Here is a 20530-nt window from a genome sequence, read left to right as displayed (position 1 = left end):
CACTTAACTAAATTCTATCTTGTGGAGGTTCAGGAATCTCAACAGTAACTTCGCCATCCATGATTTCTTGAATCGCAATTGATAATGGTTTTTCGATATCAAAATCAATTGAATCGTCATCGCCATTAATAATATAACGTGCACGTTTTGCTGCTACGATACAAAGCGCATATCGGTTTCCTACTTTTTCAATCAACTCGTCTATTGATGGTTTTAACATTTATTTTTCCTCCTTAAATTTACGCACGATATCAGCGATATCGGCATTTACTCTACATTTTTCAGCAGTGATAATAGACTGTAATACGTCCGTTGCGTGACATACGGTATCATTGATTATAAAATAATCATAGTTCTTAATGAGTTCTATTTCTCCAAAAGCAGAAGACATTCGTTTTTCTAAACTTTCAGGTGTTTCTGAACCTCTTCCCACTATACGTTCTCTTAGTTCCGTCATAGACGGTGGGAGCACAAAAACAAAAATACCTTCAGGATACTTCTTTCTCACTTGAAGTGCGCCTTGTATATCTATTTCTAACAAGACATTTCGGCCTTGAGAAATTTTTTCAAGAACAAAATCCTTTGGTGTACCATAATAGTTATCATATACACAAGCATGTTCTAAAAATCCATTTTGTTCGATAAGAGATTTAAAATCTTCTCTCTCCATAAAATGATAACTAATGCCATCCACTTCGCCTTCACGTGGTTTTCGAGTTGTAGCGGATACTGAAACTTCAATACTCTTATCCCTGTTGATTAGCTCTTTACAAATAGTTCCTTTTCCTGCACCTGATGGGCCAGAAACGATAATCAATAATCCCTTTTGAATCATGTATGCACCTTCTACTCAATATTCTGAATTTGTTCGCGAATTTGTTCAATATCGCTTTTGAGACCTATAACAAGATTAGAAATATCAATATCTGGTGATTTAGAGCCGATTGTATTGATTTCACGATTTAATTCTTGTACGAGGAAGTCCAGTTTTCTTCCCACGGGTTCAGCTGCTTCTAAAATTTGTCCAATTTGCTCTAAGTGTGAGTAAATTCTAACGATTTCTTCGTTAATATTCGTTTTGTCTGCATAGATTGCAATTTCATTTGCCAATCGAATTTCGTCGATTTCTGCATTCATATCCGCTAAAAGATCTGCAATACGATCACGCGTTTTTAAGCGATAATTTTCGACGATTTTAGGTGCATATACTTCAATTTGCGATAAAGTTGAACGAATATTGGCCACTTTTGACAATATATCATTTTTAAGTTGTTGGCCTTCTTGAGCTCTCATCTGTTCAATTCTCTCAAGTGCAATGTCAAGAGCAGGTTCAAGCGCCTTCCAATATTCTTCCTCTCCTCGTTCAAGATAAGACACATCAATTCCCTCTTGAATACGTGTGAGCATCGATAAGTTCAGTTCATCTCTCATACCATATCGAGCTTGAATATCTTTATAAACTTTCACATATTTATCTAAAATATCAAAGTTAGGTGTGACTTCATAATTGTCGTATTCGCTTTCATCCAAATTAATGTAGACATCGATTCTACCACGTGATAATTTAGCTTTAATTTTATTTTTAATGCGATCTTCAAAAGCATTTAGCTTTTTTGGCATCTTAATAATGATATCACAATACCTGTTATTAACTGATTTGATTTCAAGTGTTACATTGAATGACTCATTATTAAACTCGCCTCTTCCGAAGCCCGTCATACTATAAACCATGTCTACCTCCATTACTTTACATCATTAGATTATAACATATTCTTAGCGTGGTATTCAAGCGAATTGATGAATCTATCATTTAATGCTATACTTTGAAATATGAAGCTAAAAAACTAACACAAGGAGCTTAACATGTCATTTGATGGATTGTTCATGCACCATATTATTCACGAAATCTCTCCGCTAATCATTGGCGGTCGAATTGATAAAGTCTTTCAACCTGAACGCGATGAGTTATCGCTTGGAATTCGAGGTTTAAATCAAAATTACCATTTATTTATTTCAGCAGATGCATCTATGCCTTACTTCACTTTAATTTCTGAGAAAAAAGAAAATCCTCAAGAACCGCCAATGTTTTGCATGCTTTTAAGAAAGCACCTCACTGGAGGTAAAATTTTATCCATGAAGCAAGTTGGATTTGAAAGAGTTGTCGTGATTGAAATTGAATCTAAAAACGATTTTGGCGACTTGGAATCAAAAAAACTGATGATCGAAATCATGGGAAAACATTCTAACATCATTTTAACAAAGGAAAATGATATTATTATCGATAGTATCAAACGTATAACGCCTGATATGAGCCGTGTGCGAACTTTACTTCCTGGACTTAAATACGAATTTTTACCTACTGACAAAATAGACTTTAATCTGAGTTCCGCCCAAGTTGTATCGGAACTTCTAAGTCGCGCAACAGAACAATCCTTGTTTAAAGGATTATATGGCAATATTCAAGGATTTAGTCCACTGATATCGTCATGGATTTGTAGAGAACTTCAGATATCTAAAGACGCACTTATTTCTGAACTTCAACCCAATCAACAGTTACATCTTGAGACTTTATTTGACAAAATCAAGAGAACTACCACACTTGGAACCATCTATATGGACGCACAAAACCATCCACAAATTGCCTATTTTCTGGAAACTCTCGATCAGACACTTGAACAAAAGTCTTATTCATCTTTAATTAAAATGATTGAAGAATTTTATACTAAAAGCAATAAAGATCTCAAAATGCATCAAAGAACCACAGCTTTAAAAAAGAATCTTTCACAGCGAATTGAACGATATACAAGTAAACTCAAAAAACAAGAACTTGAACTTATTGATGCCGAAAATGCCGATGAATCTCGTAAAATCGGTGAGCTTATCACCGCAAATAATTATCTTATTGAAAAAGGCATGAACCGCGTGGAGGTGCTAGATTACTACGTTGATCCCCCAGTAATGAGAGAAATTCTATTGGATACACGATTAGAACCTATTGAAAACGCACAAGTTCATTTTAGAAAATATAACAAACTCAAAAAAGCAGTGTCAGAACTTCAATTGCATATTGTAGAGACGAAAGCAGATATTCTCTATCTAGAAAATGTTTTAACCTATTTAAATAACAGTGAAGACACGAAAATTATCGACGAAATTCGAGAAGAGTTAGTCATTCAAGGTTATATAAAAGGAAAGCTTAAGAAAAAAACGGCAAAGCAATCAAAACCAACTTTTAAGCAATTTCTCTCAAGTGACGGTTATGAAATTCTCGTTGGTAAAAGTAGTTTGCAAAATGATCAATTAACCACAAAAATTGCTTCCAACAAAGATATATGGTTGCATACAAAAGATATTCCGGGTTCACATGTCATTATTCGAACAAAAGGTGAAGTGCCCTCTGAAACAGCCCTTTATGAAGCTGCTATGATCGCAGCTTACTACTCGAAAGCAAAGGATTCGAGTAATGTTCCTGTCGATTATACTCATGTGAAAAATGTTTCTAAACCCAGCGGCGCTAAACCGGGAATGGTCATATATGTACAACAAAAGACGCTATATGTGACACCTGATTATGCATTCATTCAACAATTGGAAAAAAATTAAGAGGAACGCTTTATGAAAAAACAAGTTGTGATTTTAGGAATCGTCATAATAATTTGCACCGCATTTGCATTAATACTCAATTTTCTATTTGCTCTTCAAGAGAAAAATATATTTAAAATTGGCATCACCTCTACGACTTCTCTTCAATTTCGCAATAATGACGCAATTGAAGAAGTTGTTGGCATTCCCGTAAAGCTAATCATTTATCCATCTGAGGCAGATCTCATAAAAAATTTGAGGTCGGATCAACTCGACGCTTATACCATGAATTCTTTTACTTTCATAGAAAATTTTGCTTCCACCGAGGGGGATCGAGCCATTTTAGGAGTACCTAATGATTACTTTTTAGTGACGTTGAACACGACTGAACTTATTGAAATGCCTAAAATTGGATTGATCGATGAACACATGAGTTCACTGTTAATATCAAACATGACACCCGGTCATACAACAAAAGATTTTTCAGATCCTCACGATGGTTTACGAGCGCTTAACGATGCCCAAATTACCCATCTCGTAATTCCCGAAGCACTCTACGATAAAAAAAATCATAGAATCGTAGAGAAGTTGAGTTTTTTAGGATACACAGAAGAACTTCTTATTCTAACTAAATACTGGCAGGACTTCGATTTTGAAAATGATTATCCTTTGTTACAAGCGATCAACGAATCACTTAAAGAGGATTTATCTGCGCCCAATACAGATCAGTTGATGAATGCCATGACCTATCTATTTAATCTTGATAAACTCAATACTCGATACTATTATGAGGATTTAGTTCATCAAGAAGAACTTGTTCACTGATTTAGATAAGTTTATATGCTATTTGTTTATACTTTATTCATATTTATACGTTATACTCAGAATATCAAAATTAAGTTATTTTTAACGATTGAAATAGGTTGGTGAACACATGAAATTAATAAAAAAATTAAATCCCATACAAATAACTGGGTTAATCATATCGATTCTCGGATTATTCTTCATTGGATTTCCAACGGTTATAGGAATCGCAGCGATAAAAATTATCACCTTTTTATTTGTTGTCTTAAGTTTTTATTCATTGATTTTTTCTGCATTTATAAAAAGTCGAATTTCAACAATTATCAGCATGATTATTGTCGGTGTAAGCTTATACGCCTTCATTAATCCCGAGTATGTGTTGATACTGATCGGAATAAGCTGTTTATTTAGTGGGTTAAATGGAGTTGTTTTGACCCTTTCAAAATTCAAAGAGTCGACTGAACGCAATTTAATTACCTCCATTATTTTTATTTTGTTAGGCGTCTTTGCCATAATCAATTCGGAAGCGGCGCTTTCAACAATTGTTCTTATTATGGGAATCATGGTTGTGATTTTAGGAATAGTGATATTCGCAGTAGGTGCAACAAGTACACGACCATTCTTTTCATTTACAATGATGTCGCATGCACATACAACCCCACCTCAATATCATGCATCTCATCAAACCAAATCATCAAGAGTCTATATCAATATTGACGATGATGAGATTGAGGAAATTGATTTTAAAGATGTCGAATAGTATCAAAATAGATAAAAGCGATTTATAAATCTGATTTTCTAGCTTGAAACATCAGATTCATAAATCGCTTTTTTATTATCTTTGAAAAATGACAACTTCGCTTGCGTCGTCAACTTCTTCGAGTTTCACCTTGACGATTTCCTTGCTGGATGTTGGAATATTTTTTCCAACGTAATCTGGACGAATTGGCAATTCTCTATGTCCACGATCCACCAATACCGCAAGTTGAATTGCACTAGGTCTTCCAAAATCAATCACAGCATCCATTGCTGCACGCACAGTTCTACCTGTATAAATAACATCATCCACTAAAATGACAATTTTACCGTCAATTTGAAAATCCACATCAAGACCTTTAACATCTGGTTCATAACTTTTAAGAGATAAATCATCGCGATAAAGTGTGATATCCAATTTGCCGACAGGAATAGATTTACCTTCAATTTGGCTGATTTTATCTGCTAATCGATAAGCCAAAGGCACACCTCGGGATTTAATTCCAACTAGAACAACATTGTCAACACCACGATTTTTTTCAATAATTTCATGTGCAAGTCTGGTCATAGAGCGATCAATCATCTTGTCATCTAATAATTTTGCTTTAAATTCCATTGCTTCCTCCTAATTAAGTCCTTTACATTTTTTAATCAGTTCTAAAAAATACTCTGGATAATCTGATTCGAAAATCATGAGTTCACCTGTCGTTGGATGCATAAAACCTAATTTTTTAGCGTGTAACGCTTGACCATGGTGCTTCACTTTTTCACTTTTATTACCATAGACTGGATCGCCTAAAATTGGATATCCAATGGATGTCATATGCACACGTATCTGGTGCGTTCTTCCTGTTTCGAGCTTCAATCGAACGAGTGTGTGATATTTATACCGTTCGATTACTTCATAATGCGTAACTGCATGTCGACCGGTTGACAGAATCGCCATTTTCTTTCGATCTTGCGGATGTCTACCAAGTGGTGCATCTATGGTTCCATTGTCTTTTGAAATCACGCCATTTACAATCGCTACGTATTCTCGAATCGTGGTTTTGTCTTTTAGCTGCGCTGCTAAACTTTCGTGAGCAGCATCGTTTTTCGCGATCATTAATAACCCTGAAGTATCTTTATCAATGCGGTGCACGATGCCAGGCCGAATGACACCGTTGATGGAAGATAACCTTTCTGCCAAATACATCAGCGCATTTACAAGTGTTCCCGAGTAATTTCCCGGAGCTGGATGGACAACCATCCCTTGGGGTTTGTTAATAATTATCACATCCCCATCTTCGTAGACGATATCTAGCGGTATGTTCTCTGCAACGATACTCAGAATTTCTGGGTCTGGGATATCAATCTCAATTTCATCTTCAACTTTTAAAAGAATTTTTTTTGATGTCGTTTGGACTTTGTTTATTTTAACATGTCCATTGGCTATCAATTTTTGTATATAATTACGAGATAAGTCATCCATTTCTTGACTTAAATATTGATCCACTCGAATATTTTCTTGTTCGCATATCAATTGAATGCTATGATTTCCTACTTTGGTCTCGCTCATTTAATCACTTATCTCCCTTAAAAATCTAATCCGACACGTATTCGTCTTTATATTATAACGATTCTAAATCATTTAGGCAAATTTATCCATGCACTTTCCTGTAAATTTGATATAATAATCTGTGAAATTTGCATCAAATCCGTTTTCGATATAAAATACACTTTATATAATCACATCCATTTACATGATAACAGTACGCAATCTTTCATGATAACAGTTCACGATCGTTCATCATAACGGTTCACACACCGATAGAACGATCATTTCATGCAAAAATTTAGGAGGCTCAATGAATAAAACTGAAATAAAGCGCATCATTAAAATAGCGACACAAACTGGAAAAATTATGCTCAGTAACGGAGCAGAAACCTATCGAGTTGAAGATACTGTACAGCGTATGGCTGAATCTCGGGGATTAGAAGACGTCAACGTGTTTGTCATTACTACGGGCATCTTATTTAGTGCAACCCACGAGGGTGAAACCATCACCATACTTGAGCGAGTAAATTCTCAAAGTATCGATCTAGAAAGTATTGATCGTGCAAATGAATTTTCTAGAAGTTTTACACTTGGCAAACTCTCCCTAGAAGAATCAGAAATACAGGTTAAACAACTTCAAAATCCGCCAAAATTTTCAAAGATTATACGGATCTTGGGAAGTGGAATGGGCGGCGGTTTTTTCGTCCTTCTCTTCAATGGTACTTTTTACGAATTCTTGCTTGCATACATTGCCTCGGCGTTGACTGTTTATTTAACAGATTCATTAGAATCAAAGCATTTTAATTTTTTTATCAAAAATATCATCGGTGGATTTTTATCCGCACTGTTTGGTGTCGTCTTCGTACTGATGATTCGACAGTTTGGAATGCAAGCCTCAATCAACACCGTCATCATCGGACCTCTAATGACACTTGTTCCAGGCGTTTCTCTGACAAATGGCATTCGCGACTTGATATCCGGCGAATTAATTGCGGGAAGTGCAAAAATAATGGAAGCACTTTTCATTGCAATTGCACTGGCATTTGGTGTCGGTATAGTCCTTCAGTTTAGTATGAAATTTTTATAATATTCCAGAGTGAGGTTGATATGACGATTTTAACACAAGCAATTTTTTCATTTTTAAGTGTTGTTGGTTTTTCTATTTTATTTAATTTACCGCGAAAGCTCATCATACCCGCAAGTATCTCAGGCATGATTGGCTGGCTCATATATCTTGCAGTTCAAGATCCATCCACAAATTTTATCATCCCTGCTTTTCTTGGATCGATTGCCGTTGGAATCGTTGGAGAAGTGTTTGCCGTTTTTATGAAACACCCAGCGACGATTTTTACAATCCCGGGAATTATCCCTTTTGTTCCAGGATACGGGATCTACTACACGATGTTTCACTTAGTTGAGATGGATTTTGAAGGTGCCATGACATCCGGTACCGAATCATTATTTATTGCTATCTCCATCGCTTGTGGCATCGTCATGGCGACGACATTTGTTCGCATCATACGACCAACCATTGAAAAAGTTTTCCATCTTTAATAAAATATGTAAAAATTATGTAATAAAATATGCATTAAAATATGCATTTATAAATTGGAATCTAAAAAGCGCTCCTTGCGGCATAACTCGCAAAGAACGCTTTTTCTAATTATTATTAATCAAACTATTATTTTGGAGGCATGACCATCGCTTTTCCGTCAATGACGATTTCGCCATGTTGATTCGTGCATGTCGTTCTTAATATTAAACGATTTTTTTCTTCAATTCTTTCAATGACTTCAACTTTTGCTTCTATGGTATCGCCAAATTTAACCGGTTTCTTAAAGCTCAATTCTTGTGATAAATAGATGGTTCCAGGACCTGGTAACTGTGTTCCTAGAACAGTTGAGATCAAACTTGCAGTTAGCATGCCGTGAGCGATGCGTTCTTTAAACATCCCTTTTTCGGCTTCTACAGCATTGACATGTGCTGGATTAAAATCTCCGCTAATTCCTGCATACATATAAACATCTGATTCTGAAATCGTCTTACTAAATGTAGCAAAATCTCCCATTTTAATGGTATCCATTGTTCTAAGCATGATGTCCTCCTATAATCTTAAACCACCATTTACTGAAAGTGTATGTCCTGTAATAAATGATGATTCATCACTTGCTAAGAACAATACTGCATTTGCAATTTCTTGAGGTTCGCCTAATCTTCCTAACATCGTTTTTTCACGAATTGGATCAAGCACTTTATCTGGAACTGTTTTCATCATATCCGTATTAACATAACCCGGTGCCACAGCATTAACACGAACAGCTTCTCCTTTTCTAGAGAATTCTTTCGCCCATGTTTTAGCAAGTGCAATAACCCCTGCTTTAGTTGCAGCGTAATTCGATTGACCAATATTACCATATTCGCCAACAACTGAAGATATATTGATGATAGAACCTTTCTTCTGTTCAATCATGAGTGGTGCAATTGCTTGAGTCAAATTAAATACGCCTTTCAAATTTACATCGATAACCAAATCCCACATTTCTTCCGTCATTTTTTGAATAAGTGCATCTCTTGTGATTCCTGCATTATTTACTAAAATATCAATATGGCCATATTTTTCAATTGCATCTTGAACAAAACCTTCAATTTCAACTCTCTTTGTCACGTTTAACTTGTATCCTGTAACATTTTCGCAAGTATAGCTCATGTCTGACATATCCACTGCAATAACTTGTGCACCTTCTCTTGCAAATGTTTCACAGATACATCTTCCAATACCTTGCGCACCGCCTGTAACAACTGCTACTTTTCCTTCTAGTCTTTTCATTTCAAGCCTCCTATGTCCCTTTGAAATTTGTGATTTTATTATCTTTCTCTATCATCACATGTCCATTTCAACAAATTTCACATTTTTTAAAATTCATCTGTTCATTTTGTTGAGATACGGTTACAATACTATTATAACAAATCTTTGAGGAGGGTAAAATGTCTAACGCAATTAAAAATGAAAAAACGACTGCTTTTTTAGATTATTTTAACAATACACAGAATTCATATGTTGAACTACTAGTAGAAGGAATAGGTTGGTTAATCGTTTTAAAAGATAGTATCGAGATTGTTTCAGATAACTGGTTTGCCTCTACGAAATACCTTTCATCTAAATGTGATGTGGCTTCTGAAGGTGCATCATGCTTAATTCACTTAAAAAATGTCTATCAAAAAAACTCAACATTTATCGACAATGCCAACAACATGAAATACAATATGATTTTTGATGAACTCAATATCTTTGCAGATAAAATTGTGGCATTCTTCTAAATGCTTTTAACCAAATGCAAATAAGACTTTCAACAGACTTTAAATAAAAAAACAGTTTATCGTCAATACGCCTTGTATTGAAAATAAACTGTTTTTATTTCTGTACGGTACTTATTCTAGTTTCAACAGCTGCTCAACGGCCTTTGCATAAATCTGTGTGCATTTTACTAGCGAGTTGATTTCAATATATTCATCCGTTTGATGTGCGACTTTCTCTTGTCCTGGAAAAAGTGGCCCAAATGCGACTATATTTGGCATTGAACGTGCGTATGTTGCACCGCCCGTCGCGATTGGTTCTGAATCAAGCCCAGTCTCCTCTTCATAAACAGATGTCAATACTTGAATTAAAGGGGATTGTTTGTCAATGTATAATGGTTTCATAGAATCAATTTCTTCGTATTTTAATCCGTATTTTTCAGCGACGCGCTTAATCGCATTGACGAGAAATTTTTTATCAAAAGTTACCGGATAACGCATATCGATTCCAATAGACTCTCCATAAGTACTTAAATCAATTTGATTAACAGACATTGTCAATTCTCCAGACGGCTCATCGCTGCAGCTTCCATATATCAGTTCGCCATGATGGGTAAATCCGATTTTTTCAGTGATAAATCGAATTACAGGCGTTTCAACACCAATCTGACGAAGTGCTTCCGCCATTCGCACGATGGAATTGATTCCAGCTTGTGGTTTTGCAGCATGTGCACTTTTTCCAATGACATAGACTTCTTCATTTTCAAGATCATGATCAAATCCGAGTCGTTTCAGTTGTTTTTCTAATTTATACATATGATCGCCATGATATACAGTAGACTCTGGAACGGCATTAAGCGCTGTTCCCCCTTTCACTCTGACATCACATTTTTTATCTGATTTTAAACGAAACTGCAATAGTCCCTTTTCTGCATAAACGAGTGGAAAACTTGAATCAGGTGTAAATCCCATGGATGGAAGTTCCTGCTCTTTTACATATCGACAGATCCCACGCCAACTGTTTTCTTCATCCGTTCCAAAAATGATGCGAATCCGTTTATTCAAAACAACCCCTGCATCCATTAAGGCTTTAACGCCATAAATTGCAGCAATTAATGGACCTTTATCGTCTATCGTTCCTCTACCATAGAGTTTTCCTCCTGATAAGTGTCCTTCATAAGGATGAAATTTCCAATTTTCAGCATCGCCTTCTGGAACAACATCTAAATGACCCAAAATAGCAATCATCGTGTCACCTTGTCCCACTTCAGCATATCCATAATATCCTTTCGGATCATAAAAAGTCCTAAAACCCAGTTTCTCGCATATCTCAAGTGCTTTTATCAATGCCTTGTCAATCTGATTTCCAAACGGTCTTTCTTCGTATGTTTCATCAAGGACACTTGGAATTTTAATGAGTTCAATCAAATCGTGAATCATATCTGCTTGATTCGCTAGAACATTACTCCTTATTTGCATACTTATTCCCCCTTCACACTCATGACTGCGACTTTAATGTATATATAACCTCAAAACTCAAGATAAATCAACTATTTCATAAAATGGAACATTATCCTAAAAAAACTCGGTAGATTTCACCACCGAGTTTTTGAGTTATACTATTTTCTTTCAAGGAATAAACCGACATTATGACCATTTAATTGATGTTCTTCATAAGGTTTTTCTTGATTTTCTATGATTTCAACTGCAAGCGTTTCAGACTTGATATACTCTAAGTGCATTTGAACAGCACTAGAAAACTCAACTGGAGCAGTGTAATAAATCACAATTTGATCCATCATATCGTAGTCGTTGGCTTTTCTCATCTGTTGAACTCTTGAAATAAGCTCTCTTGCATAGCCTTCATTAATCAGATCATCCGATAAGTGTGTATCTAAAATGATAAAACGATTGTTTTCCATTTTAACAGTAAAACCTTCTTTGGCATTGATATTGATAAGTACATGTTCAGATGTCGTCTCAAGAACTTGATCCGCATACTCTAAACGAACACTTTCACCTGCTTCGAACTTCATTGCATAAACCTGTGGATCGAGCTCAGCGAGTGCTTTTGAAAACTCACCCATGCTTTTGCCCACTACTGGACCCAATACTTTGAAGTTTGGTTTGAGTTGGAAGTTCATATAATCTGGCAAATTATGTGTAAATTCAACGTGTTTAACATTTAACTCTTCCATGATAAGTGGCACTAAATCTCCGATTAAAGCTTCGTACTTACCATCTACAATGACTTCTTGAATTGGTTGACGCACTTTGATCTTAACAGACTCTCTAGCTGCTCTACCAAGCGTTACAAGCTCTCTAACCAAGTCCATTCTCTCTTCAACGCGTTTATCAATTAAAGATTCTTGTACTGTAGGATATTTGCTTACGTGTACTGAAACTTCGCCTGTTAAATTGCGATAAATTTCTTCCGTTAAAAACGGTGCAAATGGTGCAGCGAGTTGACATACTGCAATTAAAACTTCATTGGTAGTATTGTACACAGACATCTTATCCTCTGTCAGTTCAGAACCCCAGAATCGACGACGTGAACGTCTAATATACCAATTTGATAAATCTTCACTAACAAACTCTTGAATTTTACGAACTGCTTTTGTCATATCAAATACAGTTATGTCTTCAGTTACAGATTGAATTAATGAGTTTAACTTCGATAAAATCCAGCGATCAAGTTCAGGACGATTTTCAGGTTTCACATAGAAGCTATTGACGTCAATTTTATCCGTATTTGCATACAAGGTAAAGAAATTATAAACGTTTTTAATCGTTCCAAAGAATTTTGAATTGACTTCAATGAGGCCTTCTTCGTCAAACTTCGTCGGAGTCCATGCTGGTGACACATAGTACAAATACCATCTTACAACATCTGCGCCGTATTTTTCTAAAAGTTCAAACGCATCAACGCCATTGCCTCTAGACTTCGACATTTTTTTGCCGAATTTATCGAGTACAAGATCGTTTACAAGGACATTTTTGTAAGGCGCTTTTCCCATAACAAATGTACTGATTGCAATGAGTGAATAGAACCAACCTCTCGTTTGATCAATCCCCTCACAGATGAAATCTGCAGGAAATAAGCTATCGAAGATTTCTTTATTTTCAAATGGATAATGATGCTGTGCAAAAGGCATAGATCCACTATCAAACCAGCAATCGATAACATCAGGTACACGGTTCATTGTGCCACCACAATGATCACATTTGATATGAACATCATCTACGTATGGTCGATGAAGTTCAATTGACGCATCAATGTCCTCCATCGCACGGTCTGCTAATTCTTGTCTCGAACCAACCGATGTCAAATGACCACAGTCGCATCTCCAAATATTGAGTGGTGTTCCCCAATAACGACTTCTTGAAATTGCCCAGTCGTTGAGGTTTTCAAGCCAATTGCCAAAACGCTTTTCACCGACATAATCTGGGTACCAGTTCACCGATTGATTGTTTTCGATCAGTTGATCTTTCAGTTTTGTCATTTCGATATACCAGCTTGGTTTTGCATAGTATAAGAGTGGTGTTCTACATCTCCAACAATGCGGATAGTTATGATCCATTCTTTGCTTTTTAAATAATTTGCCATTTTCTGCTAACCAATTGACAATTTCAGGATCCGCATCCATTACAAATTGACCGACCCAAGGGGTTTCTGTATATTTTCCTTCTTCATTTACAGGTTGAATTACAGGTAATCCATATCTAGCACCTGTTTGGTAGTCGTCCTCACCAAAAGCTGGTGCTGTATGAACGATTCCAGTTCCGTCTTCAACAGTAACGTAATCCGCACAGGTAACAAAGAACGCCTTTTTATCCGTCTTAATAAATGGCATAATTTGTTCATATTCCATGAACTCTAAATCTTTACCTTTGTACTCTTCAAGAACTTCAAATTCTCCATCCAGTACTTTCGGCGCTAGATTTTTTTCAACAAACAAGACTTCATTGTTAAATCTAACTTTTACATATGTTTCATTTGGATTGACTGTTAAAGCAACGTTAGAAGCTAACGTCCACGGAGTTGTCGTCCACACTAAGAAATATTCATCATGGTCTTTTCTCTTAAATTTCACGTAGACAGTGACTGTTTTGATTTCTTGGTAGCCTTGTGCAACCTCATGTGAAGCGAGTCCTGTTCCACATCTTGGACAATATGGTAAAATTTTATGGCCTTCATAGATATAACCTTCTTTAAAAAACTTATCTAAAATCCACCATTCCGTTTCGATATAATCATTTTCAAGTGTGATGTATGGATGGTCTAAGTCGATCAAATAAGCCATTTTTTTGGTCATTTCTCTCCATGCATCTTCATATTCAAAGACTGAATCGCGACATTGTTTGTTGAAATTTTCAATACCAAAAGCTTCGATTGCGGATTTATCATTTAAATTGAGGCGCTTTTCAACTTCAATTTCAACAGGTAAACCATGTGTATCCCAACCTGCTTTTCTTTTTACCTGATATCCCTGCATTGTCTTGATACGGCAAACTGAGTCTTTCAATGCACGCGCTAATACGTGATGAATTCCTGGTCGACCATTGGCAGTTGGTGGTCCTTCATAAAAAATAAACGCTGGATCGCCTTCTCTTGAGTCAAGGCTCAATTTTAATAAATCAATATTTTCCCAATAATCTCTCACTTCTTTTTCATTTAGAGACACTGCATTTTTTTCAAGTTCTTTATATCCCATTTTCTCCATCCTTTCATTCATGATTCAAAAAAATAAAAGCCCCATAGCAATGCTATGGGACGAATTAACCGTGGTACCACCCAAATTATATACACAATCGTATATCACTCTTCCATTTTAACGGGTTCGAACCGATTTTAACTACTCTGCATAAACATTTCGAAAAAATAACTATGGGTGATATTCAACATACAGTCACGTATCGATTTGCACCAACCATCGACTCTCTGTACGATAGCATGTCTACTCGTCCCAATCAAAGTTTTTATATATGATTCATTTCATTATAGCGGATGTTGTTGCTGTCGTCAATTGCAATCGATTCATTTTTGATGAACTTTTAATTCTACTCTTGTCGGATTGCTTCATCTAACGTTTTTAACTGCGTCTCCACTAAGGACTTGAACTTCATATTAAATGTCTGGAGTGCATGTTTAGCCTCTTCATGCTTCTTTAAAACCGATAAAACTTCAGCGTTTGCACCACTAATGATAGATTTTGCCTGTTCTTCTGCTTTCTCAACGATAAAAGTCGCTTTATCTGAAGCATTGCGAATCATATCTTCTGATGTTCTTTGTGCAAGAATCATCGCTTCGTTAATGGTCTTTTCCATGGCCTTATAGCGTTCTAATTGCTTTTCACAGTCACTCAATTTAGCAGTCGTGTCGATGTTGATTTGAATTAAATCTTCCATACTTCTAACGATTAATGCAAGAAATTCCTCCACTTCAACTTCATTAAATCCGCGTATGCTTTTGGTAAAATGCTTATTTTGTATATCTAATGGTGTGAGCATTCTTTCCTCCTTAGCCACCGATTATAGAGAGTTTTACTCTCAACCGATCTTTTTTTGTCAGACCTATAACTTCATCAAGTGTAAATCGACCATATCCTCTTACAGAAATTAAATCATTTTCTTTTGGTTCAATGTCAACTTGATCCTTGACACTGTAATTCAATTTAACGCGTTCTGCGCGTATTAAATCTTGAGCAGTTGCTCTTGATATTGAAAAAGCCAATGCAAGAATACTATCTAACCGAATGGATTTTACTGTACCAGAAACAGTTTTTTTAAGAATATCATGATTTCTTGCATGATCAAGTGGAATTTCACTTAAAACAACCCCTGATCGACCAATTTTTTCAATTTGAAACAAGAAATACTCTAATAAACTTTTATCAACGGCTATTTGAAAACCACCATCAAATACGCATATATCTCCTAATTTGCTTCTCTTAATCCCAAGTGACATAAGTGCTCCTAAAGCATCACGATGGGAGAGCTCCACAAATTTTTGATTGTATTTGACTTCGATCAAAGACACATAATCCTCTGGAATCACTGTCTCATAGCCTTGATAAAATAGGCATTTTTGCCGCTCAGCGTCTTTAAAAACACCAATCGTCATCCATTTCAAATCTGTATACAGATTGACAATTTCGCAAAGTACAAAGATTAGATCCGGTGTTAAGAATTCGGTCACTTGAATATCAAAGTGTTTTTCTGCGTGTATTAACTGATCTAGTGACTTAATCAACAAGCCTTCTTCATCAATAAACTGTTCATATCGTTTTAACAGATACGGTTTATCAATCATTTATAACAAGCCTACTACTACCAATTGCATCAACATTTGTATCAGCAATATCGCCACCAACGGACTGAAATCGACCATATTTCCACCGATATTAAATCTGTAAAGAAGTTTTCGAATTGGCGATAAAATAGGTTCTGTCAACATGAGCATAATATGCATAATCGGATTGCGCTCATCCCTAATAAACCAAGTCAACAATGCACGCACAATAATTAACCAGGATAATACATCGAAAAATAAAATCATTACTTGTCTTAAAAATATCATACTTGCCTCACAATCTCATGAAGAGCACGTCTAAATTCTGGCTCTAATCTCTCTATATTTTAACTACTCGCGAAGCCATGTATTCAATGTCGATTCACTTTTAGCCATAACATCACCAGTGATATCCACATTTTGTGGCGCTAAAATGAAAATGCCTTTTGAAACTTGTTGGATGTGTCCATCAAGCGCATATAAAGCACCTGAGCAAAAATCAAAAATCTTTCTACCCAAATCTTTATCAAGTTCCGAGATGTTCATAACAACAGGTTTTCTATTTTTTAAAGTATCTACAATGTGAGTTGTTTCATCGAAGTTTTTCGGACTGAATAAAACCACGTTCATATTAGCATTTGAATGAATATTGAGTATTTTATTCGACGTTTTGATGGTACTTGACGGTTTCTGATTTAAATCAGCACCATTGTTACTAGAAGGCATCATATAATTATCCTCAGTTTCCAAATCTGTACGCTTCATATCTTCATAAAAGTCTTCTGTACGATCTGTTTCTTCTTCTTGAGAATCTACTCCCCAAAAAAACTTAATTCTGTCAATAAATCTATCACCCATGATATGTGACCTCCTTTAAGGATTTAATTTCTCTTGCCATATATTTTCGTTCCGATCCTAATCATGTTAGAACCTTCTTCGATAGCAACTTTGTAATCATTTGACATGCCCATTGAAAGATAAATCATTTCCACGTTATCAAGCTGTTGACTTTGTACTGAGTCAAACAACCGTTTCATCGTTTTAAAATCCTCTCTCAAACACTCAACATTATCCACTAAAGGTGCAATATTCATTAGTCCACAAATCTTGATATTGGATAATTTTGATATGTCAGCAATGAGTTTCGGCGCTTCGTCAACAGAAACTCCATACTTTTGACTTTCATCAGCGACATTCACTTGAATTAAAATATTCTGCACTTTGTTTATTTTAGAAGCTCGTAATGAAATTTCCTCAGCTAATTTTAAACTATCTACAGAATGTATCAATTCTACTTTATCAATTATATATTTAACCTTATTCGTTTGTAAATGACCAATCAAGTGCCAACGTACATCTTTTTTGACATCATCGTACTTTCGAATAATTTCTTGAACGCGATTTTCAGCAATATCTGTGATTCCATAATCAATAGATGCATTGATTATATCTGCTTCATAAGTCTTTGTTACACCTAAAAGTGTCACTGCATCATCCGAAAGACCCATTTGATCCGTTAACTGTTTGATATCCGATTTCACTTCATCAATTTGCGTTTTTAAATACAAATAGGACATAAATCCTCCTAAAATTAATCGATCCTGTCGCCCTCTTTATAACGGCTTGCATTCCTTACAATTTCTTGATTGAGTTTAATGCTTCTCACAAGATTTTCACCGTCGTAAAACTGTTCATTGTAGACGATTGCAAATTCATCGTCATAAGCAATGGTTTTCACTGGAACAAATCGTAATTTTCTTTCTTTATCCACGACATAAACGCCAATTTTATCATCGACATTTGTAATAGAGTCCATATATACTTTTAGACCGCGATAATTTTCGCAAGTAATGCTACATTGAATGAGACGCCTATTAAAAAAGCTGTCAAATCCTTCTCTTAGCTGTATAATTGCCACAGCATTTTGTTTATTTGTAAATACGTCAAAGACTTCTCCAACATATTTCTTCCCATCGATGTTAACTGACAATTGTTTGACATTTTTATAAGTTTGAATTTCATCATTCGTCACAATCGCAGCAATATAGTAATTCGCATGATCTACTATTTTAAACAACTTATCTTTGGGTGATACGACATCTTTAATAAACGATGTCTCTTGAAAAACTTGTGTTTTGATTTCATCAAAATTGATGTTGTAGACATTATCAATGGTTAAAAACTCTTCATAACCATCGCTTTTATACGTAATAACCCCTGAAACAGGTGCGTATATCGCTTGTTTTTGTCCTTCCATCAAATTGCCTTCCCCAATGGTCTTTTCACTGTACGAAGCCGTTCGATTGGACAAAAACTTATTATCGCCTTGTAGCTTACTTAATCTTTCCAAGTTATTGTCAAGTTGCTCCTTTAACGCAGGAATCAACTCGTAATTGCCATTGGACATATTAAACAAAATTTCATTTTTAATCGTGGTGATATCATACTCAAGTAAATTATAATCGTACTCGATCTTTTTACGATTGAGTTCTTTCTCATCTTCCGTTTCTTGTGCTGTCTGGGTGCCATCATTGAATATTTCAGCAATTTGACTGTTCTTTTCGACAACTTCTCCTTCGCTTGCAAAATACGTGATTTTACCATTGAGGTTTGTGTCAACGATCAATTCGTTTCTCAGAACAAGCGCTTCATACTGATTCTCAATATTGAGATTACCAACTGAAACGAGATACGTGAGTTGTTCTTTATAAAAGAGCTCAATGCCCAGGTTGACAATCATATAGATGATCAATCCTAAAAAAGCGAAGCTCATGATGATGCGTCCATACTTTGGTCTTTTCTTTTTTCGACTAGTCTTCGCCATAGGAATCCCTTTCTAAGAGTGATCGCTTGTCGAATACAATGAATGTAAGCAAGTCTTCGACTATAACTGTTTTACTGCCAATTCTCAAGATTAGTCGCGTAATCATCTAATTCATTCTTTTTCTGTCTAGTCATTAAATGACCCACTGCTTCTTTAGCATTTTTATTTTCATATAGTACTCTGTATAATTCTGTTGTGATTGGCATATCCATATCATACTTTTTCTTTAGCTCATAAGCAGATTTAATGGTATAAGCACCTTCTACTACCATTCCAATTTCTCGAATTGCATCTTCAAGTGTATGACCCTGACCTAACAAAATACCACAGCGTCTATTTCGGCTATGCATACTCGTACAAGTAACGATCAAATCACCAACACCTGCTAACCCTTTAAAAGTTTCAGGATTACAGCCCATTGCCAATCCCAACGATGCAATTTCTTTAATACCTCGCGTAATCAATGCAGCTTTTGCATTGTCACCATAACCGAGTCCATCACTAACACCTGCGCCTAACGCAATAATATTCTTTAATGCGCCGCTAATCTCTACTCCAACGACATCTGGATTTGTATAAACTCTCATGTAGTCATTTGAAAACATTTCTTGTATCAATTCTGCAGCTTTTCGTGATTTAGATGCAGACACAAGTGCAGTAGGGAGTTTAAGAGCAACCTCTTCTGCATGAGAGGGTCCAGACAATACGACAAATGTTGAATTTGGCACAATTCGAGTTGTGATTTGTGAAATGGTCTCGAGTGTATCCATATCAATTCCCTTAGAAACATTCACCAAAATTGCCTCTTTAGGAAAATAATCACAAGCAGCAAAATCTGTTAATACATGACGGTATTGCTGTGAAGGAGCAGAAAATAATAAAATCTCAGCGTTTTCAATGGCATATTTTTTATCAGAAGTAAATTCAATTCCATCGGGAATTGTAACTTCTGGAAGATACTTCGCATTTTTTCTCGTGCGATTAATCTCATCAATTTGTTCTTGACCGCGCGCCCATACTTTTACAGTATGTCCATTTTCATTTAAAACCATTGCTAATGCAGTTCCCCAGCTTCCAGCTGCTATTACAGTAACTTTCAAGTTCAAACGCCTCCTACCATATACTTATATCGATTTAATGGGTTATGTCAAAGATAATTGGATGTCTTCACTCTTGCTTAAAAAAGCAACAACGGATTCAACAACTCGTCTAACTCGCTTTTGAAGTCACCCTCATCATCGTCATCGTCGTCATCTTCTTCATCATTTTCTTCGCTGTCGTCATTAAAATCATCGTCATCATCATCTAAAAAATCGTCATCATCATAGAAATCATCATCGTCATCGTCGTCATAGTCATCTTCAATTTCTTTGTCGATGTTGTCATCAAATGGATCATCTTCCCCTGGATCTCTTCCAATTTCAATTTTCATATGGCCTCC

General features: G+C 35.8%; 23 protein-coding genes and 1 other annotated feature. Of the genes, 6 read left to right on the top strand and 17 right to left on the bottom strand.

Annotated features, from left to right (window positions below; translation table 11 throughout):
- Positions 1-7 precede the first annotated feature (7 nt).
- From rpoZ to ACZ41W_RS02390, 3 genes are read right to left on the bottom strand one after another with little or no spacing between them, the layout of a single operon-like run.
- Entirely contained in the window at positions 8-220 is a 213-nt protein-coding gene (gene rpoZ, locus ACZ41W_RS02400) for a DNA-directed RNA polymerase subunit omega (RefSeq protein WP_464313284.1), read from the bottom strand.
- On the bottom strand, positions 221-835 hold the full coding sequence (gene gmk / locus ACZ41W_RS02395) for a guanylate kinase (protein WP_464313283.1): 615 nt from the start codon (positions 833-835) through the stop codon (positions 221-223).
- A gap of 11 nt (positions 836-846) precedes the next feature.
- Positions 847-1731, bottom strand: a complete 885-nt coding sequence (locus tag ACZ41W_RS02390) for a YicC/YloC family endoribonuclease (protein WP_464313282.1) — start codon at positions 1729-1731, stop codon at positions 847-849.
- 132 nt (positions 1732-1863) lie between these two features.
- Between ACZ41W_RS02390 and ACZ41W_RS02385 the strand changes: the two genes are divergently transcribed.
- The 3 genes from ACZ41W_RS02385 to ACZ41W_RS02375 all read left to right on the top strand — a co-directional run bounded on the left by ACZ41W_RS02385 (position 1864) and on the right by ACZ41W_RS02375 (position 5146).
- Positions 1864-3603 (top strand): Rqc2 family fibronectin-binding protein, encoded by a 1740-nt coding sequence (locus tag ACZ41W_RS02385; protein WP_464313281.1) that lies wholly within the window; start codon positions 1864-1866, stop codon positions 3601-3603.
- A 12-nt stretch (positions 3604-3615) separates the two neighbouring features.
- Complete coding sequence (locus ACZ41W_RS02380; protein ID WP_464313280.1) at positions 3616-4407, top strand: hypothetical protein; 792 nt, start codon at positions 3616-3618, stop codon at positions 4405-4407.
- A 109-nt stretch (positions 4408-4516) separates the two neighbouring features.
- Positions 4517-5146: a DUF308 domain-containing protein gene (locus ACZ41W_RS02375; RefSeq protein WP_464313279.1), complete on the top strand. Its 630-nt coding sequence runs from the start codon at positions 4517-4519 to the stop codon at positions 5144-5146.
- Between the two features lie 75 nt (positions 5147-5221).
- Here ACZ41W_RS02375 and pyrR read toward each other — a convergent pair whose 3' ends face one another.
- Both pyrR and ACZ41W_RS02365 read right to left on the bottom strand, forming a co-directional pair.
- The gene (gene pyrR, locus ACZ41W_RS02370) at positions 5222-5758 is read right to left on the bottom strand and encodes a bifunctional pyr operon transcriptional regulator/uracil phosphoribosyltransferase PyrR (RefSeq protein WP_464313278.1); all 537 of its coding nucleotides are present in this window, start codon (positions 5756-5758) and stop codon (positions 5222-5224) included.
- 9 nt (positions 5759-5767) lie between these two features.
- Positions 5768-6700, bottom strand: a complete 933-nt coding sequence (locus ACZ41W_RS02365) for an RluA family pseudouridine synthase (RefSeq protein WP_464313277.1) — start codon at positions 6698-6700, stop codon at positions 5768-5770.
- Positions 6701-6989: 289 nt separating this feature from the next.
- Between ACZ41W_RS02365 and ACZ41W_RS02360 the strand changes: the two genes are divergently transcribed.
- A complete protein-coding gene (locus ACZ41W_RS02360) occupies positions 6990-7766 on the top strand; it encodes a threonine/serine exporter family protein (RefSeq protein ID WP_464313276.1) in 777 nt (258 codons plus the stop codon).
- 20 nt (positions 7767-7786) lie between these two features.
- Positions 7787-8233 carry a threonine/serine exporter family protein gene (locus tag ACZ41W_RS02355; RefSeq protein WP_464313275.1) on the top strand — a complete coding sequence of 149 codons (447 nt, stop codon included), beginning with the start codon at positions 7787-7789 and terminating at the stop codon, positions 8231-8233.
- Positions 8234-8360: 127 nt separating this feature from the next.
- Here ACZ41W_RS02355 and ACZ41W_RS02350 read toward each other — a convergent pair whose 3' ends face one another.
- Entirely contained in the window at positions 8361-8774 is a 414-nt protein-coding gene (locus tag ACZ41W_RS02350) for a MaoC family dehydratase (protein ID WP_464313274.1), read from the bottom strand.
- A gap of 9 nt (positions 8775-8783) precedes the next feature.
- Positions 8784-9506, bottom strand: a complete 723-nt coding sequence (locus ACZ41W_RS02345) for a beta-ketoacyl-ACP reductase (RefSeq protein ID WP_464313273.1) — start codon at positions 9504-9506, stop codon at positions 8784-8786.
- 158 nt (positions 9507-9664) lie between these two features.
- Here ACZ41W_RS02345 and ACZ41W_RS02340 point away from each other — a divergent pair, with 158 nt between their 5' ends.
- On the top strand, positions 9665-9997 hold the full coding sequence (locus ACZ41W_RS02340; RefSeq protein ID WP_464313272.1) for a hypothetical protein: 333 nt from the start codon (positions 9665-9667) through the stop codon (positions 9995-9997).
- Positions 9998-10108: 111 nt separating this feature from the next.
- Here the strand turns inward: ACZ41W_RS02340 and ACZ41W_RS02335 are convergent, their stop codons facing one another.
- From ACZ41W_RS02335 to ACZ41W_RS02290, 10 genes are all read right to left on the bottom strand, one after another.
- Entirely contained in the window at positions 10109-11452 is a 1344-nt protein-coding gene (locus ACZ41W_RS02335; protein ID WP_464313271.1) for a Sapep family Mn(2+)-dependent dipeptidase, read from the bottom strand.
- 140 nt (positions 11453-11592) lie between these two features.
- A complete protein-coding gene (gene ileS / locus ACZ41W_RS02330) occupies positions 11593-14688 on the bottom strand; it encodes an isoleucine--tRNA ligase (RefSeq protein WP_464313270.1) in 3096 nt (1031 codons plus the stop codon).
- A 52-nt stretch (positions 14689-14740) separates the two neighbouring features.
- Positions 14741-14957: a binding site (T-box leader), on the bottom strand.
- A gap of 77 nt (positions 14958-15034) precedes the next feature.
- Complete coding sequence (locus ACZ41W_RS02325) at positions 15035-15484, bottom strand: DivIVA domain-containing protein (protein WP_464313269.1); 450 nt, start codon at positions 15482-15484, stop codon at positions 15035-15037.
- A 10-nt stretch (positions 15485-15494) separates the two neighbouring features.
- Positions 15495-16286: a YlmH family RNA-binding protein gene (locus ACZ41W_RS02320; protein ID WP_464313268.1), complete on the bottom strand. Its 792-nt coding sequence runs from the start codon at positions 16284-16286 to the stop codon at positions 15495-15497.
- Positions 16287-16553, bottom strand: coding sequence for a YggT family protein (locus ACZ41W_RS02315; RefSeq protein ID WP_464313267.1), 267 nt, complete (start codon positions 16551-16553; stop codon positions 16287-16289).
- A gap of 63 nt (positions 16554-16616) precedes the next feature.
- Positions 16617-17123 (bottom strand): cell division protein SepF, encoded by a 507-nt coding sequence (locus ACZ41W_RS02310; RefSeq protein ID WP_464313266.1) that lies wholly within the window; start codon positions 17121-17123, stop codon positions 16617-16619.
- A 23-nt stretch (positions 17124-17146) separates the two neighbouring features.
- Complete coding sequence (locus ACZ41W_RS02305; protein WP_464313265.1) at positions 17147-17842, bottom strand: YggS family pyridoxal phosphate-dependent enzyme; 696 nt, start codon at positions 17840-17842, stop codon at positions 17147-17149.
- 14 nt (positions 17843-17856) lie between these two features.
- Positions 17857-19089 carry a biotin/lipoyl attachment domain-containing protein gene (locus tag ACZ41W_RS02300; protein WP_464313264.1) on the bottom strand — a complete coding sequence of 411 codons (1233 nt, stop codon included), beginning with the start codon at positions 19087-19089 and terminating at the stop codon, positions 17857-17859.
- A gap of 71 nt (positions 19090-19160) precedes the next feature.
- Positions 19161-20189 (bottom strand): NAD(P)H-dependent glycerol-3-phosphate dehydrogenase, encoded by a 1029-nt coding sequence (locus ACZ41W_RS02295; protein ID WP_464313263.1) that lies wholly within the window; start codon positions 20187-20189, stop codon positions 19161-19163.
- Between the two features lie 77 nt (positions 20190-20266).
- Positions 20267-20521 carry a hypothetical protein gene (locus ACZ41W_RS02290; protein ID WP_464313262.1) on the bottom strand — a complete coding sequence of 85 codons (255 nt, stop codon included), beginning with the start codon at positions 20519-20521 and terminating at the stop codon, positions 20267-20269.
- Positions 20522-20530 lie beyond the last annotated feature (9 nt).

It is taken from the genome of Fusibacter fontis, from assembly GCF_055378735.1.
The sequence above is the reverse complement of the archived record's forward strand: the minus strand, read 5'-3'. Positions and strand labels throughout refer to the sequence as shown.